Annotated in this window: 14 protein-coding genes; 6 read left to right on the forward strand and 8 right to left on the reverse strand. The window is 36.0% G+C overall.

Annotated features, from left to right (window positions below; translation table 11 throughout):
• Positions 1–38: 38 nt before the first annotated feature.
• Positions 39–1,445: a beta-helix domain-containing protein gene (locus tag NBX25_RS21910; protein ID WP_123857227.1), complete on the forward strand. Its 1,407-nt coding sequence runs from the start codon at positions 39–41 to the stop codon at positions 1,443–1,445.
• A gap of 310 nt (positions 1,446–1,755) precedes the next feature.
• On the opposite strand, the gene NBX25_RS21915 is transcribed toward NBX25_RS21910, so the two are convergent.
• From NBX25_RS21915 to NBX25_RS21930, 4 genes are all read right to left on the reverse strand, one after another.
• Positions 1,756–2,994 carry an amidohydrolase gene (locus tag NBX25_RS21915; protein WP_250255415.1) on the reverse strand — a complete coding sequence of 413 codons (1,239 nt, stop codon included), beginning with the start codon at positions 2,992–2,994 and terminating at the stop codon, positions 1,756–1,758.
• 80 nt (positions 2,995–3,074) lie between these two features.
• Positions 3,075–3,920, reverse strand: coding sequence for an AraC family transcriptional regulator (locus NBX25_RS21920; protein WP_250255416.1), 846 nt, complete (start codon positions 3,918–3,920; stop codon positions 3,075–3,077).
• 396 nt (positions 3,921–4,316) lie between these two features.
• Positions 4,317–4,988 carry an ankyrin repeat domain-containing protein gene (locus NBX25_RS21925; protein ID WP_123857230.1) on the reverse strand — a complete coding sequence of 224 codons (672 nt, stop codon included), beginning with the start codon at positions 4,986–4,988 and terminating at the stop codon, positions 4,317–4,319.
• Positions 4,989–5,000: 12 nt separating this feature from the next.
• On the reverse strand, positions 5,001–6,335 hold the full coding sequence (locus tag NBX25_RS21930) for an amidohydrolase (RefSeq protein ID WP_250255417.1): 1,335 nt from the start codon (positions 6,333–6,335) through the stop codon (positions 5,001–5,003).
• Between the two features lie 257 nt (positions 6,336–6,592).
• Between NBX25_RS21930 and NBX25_RS21935 the strand changes: the two genes are divergently transcribed.
• Together NBX25_RS21935 and NBX25_RS21940 are read left to right on the forward strand one after the other, a co-directional pair.
• Entirely contained in the window at positions 6,593–6,946 is a 354-nt protein-coding gene (locus tag NBX25_RS21935) for a phage tail-like protein (RefSeq protein WP_250255418.1), read from the forward strand.
• A 55-nt stretch (positions 6,947–7,001) separates the two neighbouring features.
• A complete protein-coding gene (locus tag NBX25_RS21940; protein ID WP_123910600.1) occupies positions 7,002–7,355 on the forward strand; it encodes a phage tail-like protein in 354 nt (117 codons plus the stop codon).
• A 57-nt stretch (positions 7,356–7,412) separates the two neighbouring features.
• Here the strand turns inward: NBX25_RS21940 and hemL are convergent, their stop codons facing one another.
• The 4 genes from hemL to NBX25_RS21960 form a co-directional block, all read right to left on the reverse strand.
• The gene (hemL, locus tag NBX25_RS21945; protein WP_250255419.1) at positions 7,413–8,702 is read right to left on the reverse strand and encodes a glutamate-1-semialdehyde 2,1-aminomutase; all 1,290 of its coding nucleotides are present in this window, start codon (positions 8,700–8,702) and stop codon (positions 7,413–7,415) included.
• Between the two features lie 76 nt (positions 8,703–8,778).
• Positions 8,779–9,837 (reverse strand): glucosaminidase domain-containing protein, encoded by a 1,059-nt coding sequence (locus tag NBX25_RS21950; protein WP_123910599.1) that lies wholly within the window; start codon positions 9,835–9,837, stop codon positions 8,779–8,781.
• Positions 9,838–9,852: 15 nt separating this feature from the next.
• A complete protein-coding gene (locus NBX25_RS21955; protein ID WP_250255420.1) occupies positions 9,853–10,761 on the reverse strand; it encodes a 1-aminocyclopropane-1-carboxylate deaminase/D-cysteine desulfhydrase in 909 nt (302 codons plus the stop codon).
• A 166-nt stretch (positions 10,762–10,927) separates the two neighbouring features.
• Entirely contained in the window at positions 10,928–11,254 is a 327-nt protein-coding gene (locus NBX25_RS21960) for a hypothetical protein (RefSeq protein ID WP_123910597.1), read from the reverse strand.
• A 41-nt stretch (positions 11,255–11,295) separates the two neighbouring features.
• On the opposite strand from NBX25_RS21960, the gene NBX25_RS21965 reads away from it, so the two are divergent.
• The 3 genes from NBX25_RS21965 (at position 11,296) to NBX25_RS21975 (ending at position 14,131) form a co-directional block, all read left to right on the forward strand.
• On the forward strand, positions 11,296–11,478 hold the full coding sequence (locus tag NBX25_RS21965) for a C1orf53 family protein (protein ID WP_007842321.1): 183 nt from the start codon (positions 11,296–11,298) through the stop codon (positions 11,476–11,478).
• A 1-nt stretch (position 11,479) separates the two neighbouring features.
• Positions 11,480–12,007: a DUF4136 domain-containing protein gene (locus tag NBX25_RS21970; protein ID WP_123857238.1), complete on the forward strand. Its 528-nt coding sequence runs from the start codon at positions 11,480–11,482 to the stop codon at positions 12,005–12,007.
• Between the two features lie 330 nt (positions 12,008–12,337).
• Positions 12,338–14,131 carry an endonuclease gene (locus tag NBX25_RS21975; RefSeq protein WP_250255421.1) on the forward strand — a complete coding sequence of 598 codons (1,794 nt, stop codon included), beginning with the start codon at positions 12,338–12,340 and terminating at the stop codon, positions 14,129–14,131.
• The last annotated feature ends 61 nt before the right edge of the window (positions 14,132–14,192 follow it).

Raw genomic sequence — 14,192 nt, forward strand, 5'->3', positions numbered from 1 at the left:
TCAAAATAATCTAATAAAAATAATTTAATTCTTACAATATGAAAAAGTTCGTTTTATATTCTTTAATGCTTGGTGCTTTAGTGTCAACTACTGCATGTAGAAATATAGAAGAAGATGGACCGACCATCGTTCAAAATGGAGGTAACGGAAACGGAGGGGATACTGAAAACCTAATTCTTTCAGGAAAAATCACATCTGATCTTACCCTTAAAGCTAATAAGATCTATAAGCTGAGAGGATTAGTATATGTAACTAAAGGAGCAACATTAACTATTGAGCCTGGTACAAAAATCGTAGGTGAAGCTGATAAAAATGGAGCTTTAATCATTACGAGAGGAAGTAAAATCATGGCTAAAGGAACTGCTACCAATCCAATTATCTTTACTTCAGAAAAACCTAGTCCAAAAAGAGGTGACTGGGCAGGTCTTGTTATCTTAGGAAATGCACCTACCAATGCCACTTTTAAAGGACAAAACGGTGTTGGAGAAATGGAAGGAGGTATCAATGACGCTGATGGTCTTGGACTTTATGGAGGAAATAACCCTGCTGATAACAGTGGTGTATTACAATATGTAAGAGTAGAATATGCAGGATATGCTTTCTTACCGGATAAAGAGATCAACGGGATCACATTCGGAGGAGTAGGTAACGGAACTCTTGTAGACTATGTTGAGGTTGCTTACGCTAATGATGACAGCTTCGAGTGGTTCGGAGGAACGGTAAACTGTTCTCATCTTATTGCCTACAAAGGTCTTGATGATGATTTCGATACTGATAATGGTTATTCAGGGAATGTTCAGTTCGGTATTGCTGTAAGAGATTCTCAGGTTGCAGACGTTTCCGGATCTAACGCATTTGAATCTGATAATGATGCTAATGGTTCTGTTACTGCCCCTCAAACCTCAGCTACATTCTCTAACATGACTATTATTGGGCCAATCAACTCTGCTGCCCCTGGTCAAATCAATGCTTTATTCCAAAATGCATTACAGATCAGAAGAAACTCTTCTATCTCTGTATTTAACTCTGTATTCACAGGATATCCTGTAGGTCTGTTTATTGATGCTACTAAAGGGACTGCAACGGATCTTAATATTACAGGAAATAGATTATTCTTTGAAAACAATGTTTTAGCAGGAAATACAACTCCTCTGAAATTCGGACCTTCTACTCCTACAACGTATTCAATAGAACTTCTTACCACTTGGTTTAATAATGGTGGAAACTCAATCTTAGGTTCTACGGCTGATATAAAACTTACTAACGCATGGGCTCCTGGCGGAACTACTCCGAACTTTGCTCCTGCTTCAGGTTCTCCACTATTGACTGGAGCTAAATTCACCAATACTAAAGTAAGTAACTGGTTCCAAAAAGTAGCTTACAAAGGTGCTGTGGCAGACATTAATGATACTTGGTACGCTGGATGGACCAACTACAATTTATAAAATAATATAGTAATTAGATTTTATTCATAAAAAGCCTTCGGAAGTTTTTTCCGAAGGCTTTTTTTAGCATGATTATCCAAAATAACGGATTATAGCATTTTCAATATTAAGACATTTTAACATGTAAAGCCTCAACCTTATCTTTTGTAACTATAAAAATAATGGTTTGACTAACCTATTAACCTTCTGATTTTAAGTTTTGACTAAAGCCCAGCCCTTTTTGATATTGATATCAATAAAAACAGCCACCGGAAATCCCGGTGGCTGATTCACAAAAAACAAGTGTATAAAAAATATATATACATTCTATTTAACTTCTCCAGAACAGGTTCCCGTCGTGCATCAGGGCTTCTATTTTAGATATTCTGGAAACAGCTTCAGCAGAACATGAAGCGTCTGCTAAAACAATTGCGGCATCATCCCCCGCTTTAGGCCACTGCTGATTTCCTTTGTCATCCAAAGGAACAATGCTTTGAGTCGCAAACTGTAATGCTCTTGACAAGGCAAATTCAGTAGCATAACCATAGAGTTCTGCAATCAGATTGGCTTTCTGTAACATACTTCCGGATCCGAAAGTACTCCAGAAATCCTGTACATTATCATTCCCGATCAAAACATTTACACCATATTTTTTCAACGTTGGGATTGGCATGATGGTCTTTTTAAAGGGTACTGATGAAGCGATTCCTACTTTTCCGGCTGCCAGTTTCTCTGAAATTTCCTCTGCCTCTTTTGGAGAAAGATGAGCCAATGCAAATGCATGACTTACAAATGTCTTCCCTTGAAGTGCAGGATTTTCAATCGTTTTATCAATCAGATAGTTGATCGTCTTCATTCCGGACTCTCCTACTTCATGCAGGTGAATATCAATTCCTTTATTATGATCCAGTGCCAGCTGCACTGTAAAATCCATTACTTTTTCAATACTTCCATCAAGGCTAAACGGATCTACTCCGCCAATAAAAGCTACACTTTTTAATTTTGCGGCTTCCTTCATTAAAGGAGCTGTTTCTGTATAATACACCCCATGTTGTGGAAATGCAACCAACTCTGCTTTAAAGGAATCTTTTTTATTTTGAAGCGCTTGTTCTAAATGTTCCAATGATTTTAATCCTGAGGTAGGATCAATATTGAAATGGGTTCTTGCAAAATGAGTCCCATAATGCTGTTGTAAACTGATAAGCTGTTCCGCCCTTTCCACTGAAGTTTTTAATAGCTCAGGAATGATCTCCTGTTCATAAGCGATCATATCCTTTACCGTTTTTCTTTTAGAAGAAAGTGCCTGCCAGGGAAGACCATACCAAGTTTTATCCAGATGAATGTGCATATCCCTGAAAGCAGGAAGCATCAGATACCCTTTGGCATCCATAGCTTTGGAAGCTGGATCATTAGTCTTTACCGATTTAATTTTTCCATTTTCAATTTCGATACTGAAAAGGTCTGTTCTTGTTCCGATAACCTCTTCATTTTCGTATTCAAAACCTGTTTCCAGGCGGACATTTTTAAGGGAATAGTTTCCTTTTGCAGTTAATTGATAGGGAAATTGCATGATTTAATATTTTAACCCTACAAAATTACACCGGCTTCTTATGAAAACCGGTGTATCAATTATGTCTTGTTTTGTATAAATTATTCCTTGAATTGAGATGGCGTCATTCCCGTTTGCATTTTAAAGAATTTCGAAAAACTGGCATGATCGTAAAAACCCAAGTCATACACAATATCTTTTACAGACATTTCCGAAACTTTCAAAAGACGCTTTGCTTCCAGTAAAATACGATCCTGAATAAGAGATGATGCAGAAGCATTGAGATTTTTTTTACAGACGATATTCAGATAATTGGCAGAAATATTTAGTTTATCTGCATAAAAGGAAACAGATCTTTCAGTTCTGAAATGTTCATCAATCAGGTGTAAAAATTTAGAAATAATGGGATTTGAATTGTAAACTTCAAAATCCTTAAAAGCGCCTTCCACAGTTTGGCTCACCAATAAACCAATCAGCTCACTTCTCCTTTTGATCAGTTCCCAAAATATGTTTTCACTACTCAATTCTTTTTGAATGGCCTGAAATTCATACAGGAAGGTTTTAAAAACATCTTGGGAAAGATTAATTACAGGATGATTCTGATAATAAGAAGCTGAAAATCTCAGTGATGGCAAAAAACTTTCAAACCAATCCCTGCTAATCATCAATTGATAGCCTACCGTCTCTTTTTCAATCACCCATTGATGTACCTGATCCGGAAAAACAAGATGAATCTGATAATCCTTTACCTGATGTTCCGTAAAATCTATAGTGTGGGAACCTACTCCATGTTCAAAAAGATTGATGATAAAAAAATCATGTTTATGGGGATCATCAATGGAACGTGCCCCATAGAGTTCATTAAACAGCAAATGACAGCCACTAAGCTGGTTCTCGCTAAACTCCTGAATTCCTAAAATGGGAAAATGATCTGTATGATAATTCACGCTACCTGAATTTCTTCTAAAATTAATAAAATTTATGTGAGAAAAAATTAAAATAGCCACAAAAGAAGTATAAGTATCCTTTGTGGCTAAAACACCAACTCAATTATATATCTGAATTTTATGATTCTTTACTATTGAAACATCTCTAGATCATTTCCAATAAGATGAAAAATCTTATACTTCCACCATCAATAATTCATTTGTAATTAATCTATATACCTATATGGTAACAAAAATTATTTCTCAACCCATAGGTACATAGGTGATAATACTTAAAAGCAAATGTTGGGAATCGCAACGGCGCTAAGGTTTAGTTCATGATGCCGTATTTAAGGCGCAAAGATTTTATCTCCGATAAAATTTAATACCACTTTTATAATCTGTAAATATTATTTTTTATGATTTCAGGATCATAGCTATTTCTTTAAAGCCTAATGATTCGGCATGTTGTAAAGGTGTTTTTCCTGCATGATCAGGAATCGTAAGATCTGCTCCATGATCTTTCAGGATCTGGACAATTTCCTGGTATTTTTGGGTTCCGTTTCCAAGAATTACCGCTTCCATTAAAGCTGTCCAGCCTAATTTGTTCACATGATTGACCGGAAAACCTTTTGTTTTAACGAGCACCTTCACGGTTTCCACATACCCACGTTCACAGGCAGGAATCAAAGCTGTTCCATTATAACGATTAAACAAATCGAAACGGGCTCCATTTTCAAGATATAGCTTTACCAATTCCGTTTGTCCGCTTGCTCCGGCGTATAAAAATGCACTGTCTAACTGGTTATCCTGAAGATTAACATTTGCTTTATAGGAAACCAACAGCTTTGCCATTTCGGTTTGTTTCTCTACGGTTGCGATCAGCAATAGAGAACGGCCTTTTCCATCTCGTGTGTTCACATCTGTTCCGTTTTCCAAAGCAGATTTAACAGCAGAAATATTATTCTTCTTTACCTGATTGATGATGTCTTTTTCCTGCATGATATTCTCATTTGAAAAATTCCCGGATCTCTCCTGACAGGCACTCAGACTCCCGAATGCTAAAAGAAATACCAATATTTTCTTCATTTTAAATTAAATTTAAAAAACTACATTTCCCTGATATACCAATGATTCAACATTAGAGATTCTTGATACCGCTTCCGCAGAACAACTGACATTCAGTAAAACAAAATCTGCTTTATCACCTGTTTTAGGCCATTGCTGAATTCCTTTATCATCCAATGGAAGAATATTTCCGGTTGCCAGTTTTAAACTTCTTGATAATAAAAATTCAGTTGAATATCCGTACAGCTGTGCCATTAAATTGGCCTTCTGAAGTACACTTCCGGTTCCAAAAGTATTCCAATGATCTACAATACTGTCATTTCCTGTCAGTACCGTTACCTTATGTTTGTATAAAGTAGGAATTGGCATAATCAGTCTTCCGAAAGGAATAGTAGAAACAACTCCAATCTGTGCATCGGCCAGTTTTGCAGCAATATCTTCCTGCTTTGTTTCATCTAATTTCGCCAGTATAAAACAATGGCTCAAGTATGTTTTCCCTTTTAAAGAAGGGTTTTCATTTACTTTTTTTATCAGATATTCTACCGTCTTCAATCCGGAATCTCCCGTTTCATGGAGGTGAATATCTATTCCTTTCTTATGGTCTAAAGCTAGCTGAACTGTAAAATCCATTACTTTTTCAATATTCCCATCGACATTGAAAGGATCTACTCCACCAATAAAATCAATATCCATCTTCGCAGCCTCTGTCAAATACGGTGCCGAATCTGTATAAAATACTCCGTGTTGCGGAAAAGCCACCAGCTCTGCTCCGAAACCTTCCTTTTTATTTTCTAAAGCTTTCTGTAGATTTTTTAAAGACTGAAGCTTTGAAATAGGTTCAATATTCACATGGCTTCTGGCATAAGATGTTCCTTTTGATTGCAATAATTCAATCATTTTCTCAGCTTTGAATGTTGATTTTTTCAGCATTTCGGGGAGCATTTTCTGCTCCAGCTCAATCATCCCTTTTATTCCACCGGTTCTTTTCCTTACAGCCTGCCATTTATCTCCATAAAATGTTTTATCCAGATGGATATGCATGTCTTTAAAGGCGGGAAGCATTAATAAACCTTTCGCATCTATAGCCTTTGCATTAGGTTGGTTTGCAGTAATTTTAGAGATTTTCCCATTTTCAACTTCTACATAAAACAGATCAGTCTTTGTGGCGGAAACTTCTCCTTCGTCATATTCAAAACCAGTTTCTAAACGAACATTTTTTAGGCTCAATTTTCCTTTTGCTAAACTGTTTTTCTCATCCAAAAAAGGGGATGCTGTCATGATATTAGGTATTAAAGTTAATCCTGCCATTGCCAGTGCTGAATTTCTGATAAAATCCTTGCGGGACATATTCTTGTCTGAAGTCTTCATTTCCAATCTATTTATGACAAAATTAAAAAGAAGTGTTCTGAACAAAGTGTATAGTTTATTACAAAATCTGTATAATTTATACTTTTTTATCACTGTAATAAAAATCTCTATAATAATACATTATTAATTATTTTCTCACCAAAATATCTTCTTATATACATATCATTACACTATAAATCAGTCTCTTTAATACATTTCAAGTAATGAAACATGAACTTTATTTTTTTTGTATAATTTATATTTGTAAGAAAAAAAACATGAAAAAATTGATTAGCTTGATTTTAATAGGTATCACATCTATTGCGTTTGCTCAAGTAGGTATTAATACTGAAAATCCTAAAGCAACCTTGGATGTTACCGCAAAAAAAAACGCTTTAGCAATTGAAGGCTTATTACCTCCAAGATTGACGCGTGCAGAACTTACAGAGAAAGGTAATACTTTATATGGAACAGAACAGGATGGTGCCATAATATATATTACGGAGGCTTTCGGAGGAGATCGACAAAGCCAAAGAGAATATATTGAAGGTAAGGGACTTTATATCTTTGATGCGGAAGCTTCCAACAATGAAGGAAGATGGATGTGCCTATATTGTTACGCTTTTCTTTAATCAAATTAATAAATAAAAAAGAGACTGGATTTTAAATTTACCTTTGAAAAAATATATGAAAAAATTAATTAGCATTATTTCGATATGTGTAACTTCTGTTGTATTTGCCCAAACAGGAATCAATACAGAAACCCCTAAAGCGACCCTTGACGTTACTGCCAAAAAAGATGTCCTAACCATTGATGGATTATTACCTCCCCGATTAACCCGTGCAGAACTTACGGCTAAAGGAAACTCATTATATGGAAAAGAGCAGGATGGCACCCTAATATATATTACGGATGCTTCTGAAGGAGACGCACTTAGCCAAAGAGAACATATACAAAGTAAAGGTCTTTATATTTTCGATGCTGATGAGGCGAATCATGAAGGACGATGGATGTGCTTACTCTGCTATGGTTTGGCTTAATAAATTTAATTCTTGATACAAAAAAAGAGACTGCCTTTTAAGACAGTCTCTTGTTATTTATAAATTAGAATATTCAAATTTTCTTACGGCTTCCAGCGTCATATCAATTTCTTTTTCTTTGATCGCATCACTGATAAAGTATGTTTCATAACCACTTGGTGGCAGATATACTCCATTTTGAAGCATCTGATGGAAGAAATTATTAAACAATGAATGATTTGCTTCCTGTGCCTCATCAAAGTTTGAAACCCTGTTGGTATGGAAGAACACAGACATCATAGATCCTTTTCTGTTGATTTTATGAGCAATTCCTTTTTCATTTAAAATCTTTCCAATTTCAAGATCTAAGGTTTGGGTTGTTTTGCTTAATCTGTTGAAAAATTCAGCATCGTTTTTAATCAATTGAAGCGTTTTTAATCCTGCTCTCATCGCCAACGGATTTCCACTTAATGTTCCAGCCTGATATACACCACCTTTTGGAGCCAGATGATCCATAATTTCGTTTCTTCCGGCAAAAGCTCCCACTGGAAGTCCACCTCCGATTACTTTTCCATACGTTACCAGGTCAGCCTTTACATTGAAAAGCTCCTGTGCTCCACCGAATGCTAATCTGAAACCAGTCATTACCTCATCAAAAATCAATAAAGCTCCGTTTTCATCACAGATCTTTCTTAAGTTTTGTAAGAAATCATTCTCAGGCAATACACATCCCATATTTCCTGCAACCGGCTCTATAATTACAGCAGCAATTTCTTCCGGATTGAGACGGAATAAATCCTGAACCTGTTCAAAATCATTATAACGAGCTAATAAAGTATCTTTTGCGGTACCTTCTGTTACTCCTGGAGAATTTGGATTTCCAAAGGTGGCAGCTCCACTTCCCGCTTTAATTAAGAATGAATCCGAATGCCCGTGATAGCAGCCTTCAAATTTTACGATCTTATCTCTTTTAGTATAGCCTCTTGCCAGTCTTACAGCACTCATACACGCTTCCGTTCCTGAAGAAACCATTCTGATCTGGTCAATATTCGGAACGTTTTCAATGATGAATTTAGCAATTTCAGTTTCCAGTTCTGTAGGAGCACCGAAAGAGAATCCTTTTTCTGCCTGGATTTTCAGTTCTTCCAGTACTTCAGGATGCGTATGACCTAAAATAGCAGGTCCCCATGAATTGATGTAATCGATATACGTATTATCATCAGCATCGGTAAGGTAAGCTCCTTTTGCAGATTTCATGAAAACAGGAACTCCTCCCACTGATTTGAATGCTCTTACCGGAGAATTTACTCCTCCCGGAATGTATTTGTAGGCTTCATCAAATAAAGCCGAACTTCTTTGATACTTCATATATATTTGTCGTTGGTTGACAGTTACGGGTTGGCGGTTAAGTGTCAACAATAAACTCTCAACAAAAAATTTAAAATTAGTTTCTTGGTTTTTTATCAATCAGATAAATCAGCTGTCCTGCAGATGGCTGCTGTCCTTCATCCATTCTGTTTTTAGCGTATAATTTATGTAACTTGATTCCGAATTTCTGGGCGATATCATGCATATCCTCTCCAGATACGGCTTTATAAGTGGCTGTATTTCCTGATGAATTTTTAGATTCAAGAAAAACGATATCATTCTTCTTCAATGTTTCATTGTCCAGTTCATTCCATTTCATCAGGCGACTTTCGCTGACCTTGAATTTATTAGCAATGAATTTAATATCGGTATCTTCAGGAATGATAATATATTTCAGCCCGTCGTTCGGGTGACTTTTGATAAGAATAGAATTCAAAATCTCAGCTTTTGTTTTGATTCTCTCCACTCTTTTCTGTTGCTGTGCGTAAGAAGTCTGCTTATAAGGAACTTCTACGGTCACCGGCTCTTTGGCTTTCTTTGTCGCTTTTGAAGGCTCCAGTTGTGCCATAAAAGTTCTGTCATCTTTCAGATCCGGGTACATTTTAAGAACAGCATACAACACTTCATTAGAACTGGTGTTGTCGTATTCGTATAACTTATACTTTTCAATTTTGGTGATCAGAATGGAAGCATAACGAGGATTGGTCGCATATCCGGCCTTTTTTAAGCCATATGCCCACGCTCTGTAATCCTTCATATCCAGGTTGAAAAGATTAGCGTAATATTTTCTGGTAGATAAAAATATAGAGTGATCTTCGTAAGATTGTCTTGGATCGTCATACACCCGGAAGCACTCATTAGGAGCATCGTCTGTATGTTTCATTGTTTTACCGGTCCAATCTTCTTTACATTTGATTCCGAAGTGGTTTTTACCTTCCTGTGCCAGCCTGCTTTGCCCGCCTCCTGTTTCAAGAAGTCCTTGCGCAAGAGTAATAGAAGCAGGAATTTTATATTTTTCCATTTCCTCTACTGCATATTTAGCAAATTTTTGGATGTATTGATCTTCGGTTGCCCAACTCTGGGCAGAAAATTTTGATAAAACTAAAAGGCTTATGGATAGAAAAAGTCTTTTCATGTTTTTCAATTTTACTTATATAATTAAATTTCTATTCTGTTTTTCTAAAAGCAGATTAGCTCCCTCAATCCCCTGTAATCCACCAGTATGAAAGCACAAAATCCTGCTATTTTCAGGAAAATAATCTTCTTCAATCAATTCAAAAACCTTCTGCATCATCTTTCCTGTATAAATCGGTTCCAGAGGAATGTTGTATTTCTCTTTGAAATCATTGATAAAACGGATATTCTCATCACTTATTTTACCATAACCTCCAAAACATGAATCTATTAGATTAAAATTCTGTTTCAAAGTTAATTCAAATATTCTATTTTCAAGTGAAGCATCGTTAACGACCTTAAATCCTATAACTTTCTGATTATCTTCACAAAATTTTGAAATTCCGGCAATGGTTCCTCCCGTTCCAACTGCGGTGCAAAGATAGTCAAAATCTTTTGTTTGCTCATTGAGCATCATTTTCACCCCCTCCACGGCCTCTCCATTAGTTCCTCCTTCAGGAACAACCAGAGCATTAGAAAACTCCTGCTGCAGGAATTCTGTCAGCTTTTCTTTATGACGGTATTCTTCACGGGTGACAAATTTCAGGTTCATTCCGTTTCTTTTGGCAAACAGTAAAGTTGGATTATCCCGCCATTTGTCCTGTAATTCTTCTCCTCTGATAATTCCTAATGTTGGAATACCCGCTAGATTACCTACCGCAGAAACAGCAGCAATATGATTGGAAAAAGCTCCTCCAAATGTAATAATATAAGGTTTTTCAGGGTTTCCTTCCAGATAACGATTAACATTATAAAACAACTTCCAATATTTATTTCCAGAAATCTGGGGATGGATAAGATCTTCTCTCTTGATGAAGAGTGTTACATTTTTATGAATCTGGATTTCCTGAATAGAAATAGTTTCTGTTGGGAATTGTAATAGCATTTTAGTTTTTTAGACTGCTCATGGGTTATAGGGTACAAAAATAATAAAAGATTAATTATTAAGTTTCCCACGGATTGCACAGGTTTTCACGGATGATGATGTTGTACTGATGCGTAATATATTTAAATTTTTAGGTTGGGCTAAAACCCACCCCTATTGATGTTTTTTACAAATATTTCCTAAAGTTCCAGAACTTTCTTTTACGCAAATAATTCAGATTGTTTTCATTAGCATAGGCTTCCCTTTCAAATGAGATCCTTCTGTATGCCTGGTAGCCATCTTTTAGTTTGAAAAACCAGTAATAATATTCAATAACATAGAAAATGTAGAAGAATATGATGAGCATTTCCAACTGTTGCCGCAGGTGGATTTTTTCGTGGTTAATAAGTGTATTATTTTCCTTATCTTCGGGTTTCCTAATGAAGATAAAGGGAAAAAGAGCAATGCCGTTAATTTTTAATTTTTTTAATGGCTTTTGGCATACAATTATCATACTAACAAATATAAAAAGTTTTTTGACTTTGCATTTAACTTATGGCCCATTATGACATCAAAGAAGGTGAAGACTTTTATTATAATGAACAGGGATACAAAGTTTTTACAGAAAAATTTCATCTGAAAAGAGGATATTGCTGTAAAAGCGGCTGCAGACACTGTCCTTACGGGTACGATAAAAAGACTGATACATTCATTAAAAATGATAAAAAAAATAAATAAAATGAAAAAATATATTTTTATTTTGTTGGCATCTGCTACATTAGGTTTAACTTCTTGTAGCCCGTTTCAGGTACGTTCAGATTATGCTGAAACCGCCAATTTCAATTCTTACAAAACTTATAAAATAAGAATTGATGATCTAAAATTGAATGATATTGATAAAGACAGAGTTCTGAATGAGCTTTCGAGACAACTTCAAAGCAAAGGACTTCAATCCGGAGAAAATCCTGATCTTATTATCAACGTAAAAGCAAACCATAAAAAAATTACGGATATACAAAGTTCTTCCCCTTACGGAATGTGGGGTTGGGGCGGACCTTTCGGATGGGGTGTTGGAATGAACAGAACGTGGACAAGCAATTATAATGAAGGCGCCTTAATCGTTGACCTTATTGATGCAAAATCCAATAAATTGGTTTGGCAAGGTATAGGAAGCGGAATTTCTGTAGATTCTCCAAAATCTAAACAGAGACAGATTCCTGAAATTTTGGCTGAGATTATGAAAAATTATCCGCCACAGAGAAAATAAAAAATTATAGCTATTATTATATAAGCCGGTACTTTTGTGCCGGTTTTTTTATTTTTATGACCGGGGTTATTCAAGTATAAGTTTCGAGATTCGAAGGACAAGTTCAGAAATACAGGTTTTAGGTTTATGGATCACAATATTAAATGTCTCCAAGATGAAAGCGATTGAGAAATTTCCTATCATGTATGTTTACTAATTGGAGATCATTTATCATAATCAATCATCATTTATCATTCAATGGTGAAAGCTAAATGCGGTACATTCAAAATTAATAATAATGTAATTTCTTATTCATGAAAATGTAGTAATCTTGTGGGAAATTATATTAATATGAAAAAAATTATCTTATTCTCTGTATTCTCGGGACTTGTCTATGCCCAGGCTCCTACAGGATACTACAACTCGGCCAATGGATTGAGTGGTGCTGCACTTAAAACTGCTTTGAGTAGCATTATTACCAGCGGACACCAGGACAAAGGCTACAATGGATTATGGACTGCCTATAAAACGACCGACATTGATAAAGACTACGAAAATGATGGTTCCATCCTTGATATTTATTCAGAAAAACCTGTAGGTGCTGACCCCTATAAATATACTCCAGGATCAAACCAGTGCGGAACTTATTCTACAGAAGGAAACTGTTATAACAGAGAACATATTATCCCTCAAAGTTTATTTAATCAGGCATCACCAATGGTGGCTGACATTCATTTTATCAGAGCTACAGATGGCAAAGTAAACGGAATGAGAAGTAATTATCCGTTTGGAAAGGTTGGAAGTGCAACTTTTACCTCTAAGAATGGATCAAAGCTGGGTAATTCTGTTTCTTCAGGATATTCCGGGGTCGTTTTTGAGCCGATTGATGAGTTTAAAGGGGATGTTGCCCGTATGATCTTTTATTTTGTAACGCGTTATCAGAGTAAGCTTTCTTCTTTTTCTTCAGGAAATATGCTGGGAAGTTCTACATTTCCCGGACTTCAGACCTGGGAATTGAATGTTCTTTTAGCATGGCATAATCAAGATCCGGTATCTCAAGCCGAAATTAAAAGGAATAATGCATCATATACTTATCAGGGTAACAGAAATCCTTTCATTGATAACCCAAGCTATGTAAATCTTATCTGGGGATCTCAACAACCAACCAGTGATACTCAAGCTCCTACAACTGCTACAGGTTTAGCCATTTCTTCCAAAACATCCAACAGTATTTCTCTTACATGGAATGCTGCTTCGGATAATGTGGGAGTTTCTGCTTACAATGTTTATATGAACGGAAGTCTGCAAACTACAATAAGTTCAACTTCTACAACGATTTCAGGATTAAATCCTTCAACTACTTACAATTTTTATGTTGTCGCCAAAGATGCTGCTGGAAATTCATCGTCCAACAGTTCTACCGTTTCAGGAACAACGAATACAGGAACGTCAACTCCTAATCCATCTACAGACTGTGCCAATGAAAATTTCGAATCCATTCCTGCTGCAAGCTCTACTTATTCCACCAAAACATGGAGCAATGGCGGTATTTCCTGGACTGCTACAGATTCCAGAACAGACCAAACGATCAATAATAAGGCTATTACTGTAAGAAATGGATCATTAACATCCGGAAGTTCGGCAAATGGAATTGGCTCTTTAACAGTAACTACACAGTTGAAATTTTCAGGAAGCAACGGGGTTCTTGATGTAAAAGTAAACGGAACAACAGTGGGTACGGTTCCTTATAGTACGACTGCTGCTACAACAACTATTAATAATATTAATGTTTCCGGAAATGTAACGGTAAGTCTGGTAAATAACTCAGCCAGCAACAGAGTGGCTGTTGATGATCTGAAATGGACATGTTATTCAAACTCTGCTGCCAGGCAAGCTAAAAGTGTTACCCAAGAGACCACGCAAAACTTTAAAATTACTCCTAACCCGATCACCAATCAGGAGATCATTGTAAAAGGTGAAGTTAAAGATATTAAAAGAGCTGAAATCTATACGCTTCAGGGGAAAGTTATTCAGACAATTGACAGACCTTTCAGGAATGGAAATGTAATCAGAACCGGAAGTCTTAATCAGGGAGTTTATATTTTGAAACTGGATGGAACTACACTGCAGTTTTTAGTAAAATAATCCAAATATATTTATAATAAAAAGACTGTCTTTGATTAAGACAGTCTTTTATTTTTAAGAG

The organism is Chryseobacterium sp. Marseille-Q3244 (assembly GCF_940807095.1).
Lineage (GTDB): Bacteria > Bacteroidota > Bacteroidia > Flavobacteriales > Weeksellaceae > Chryseobacterium.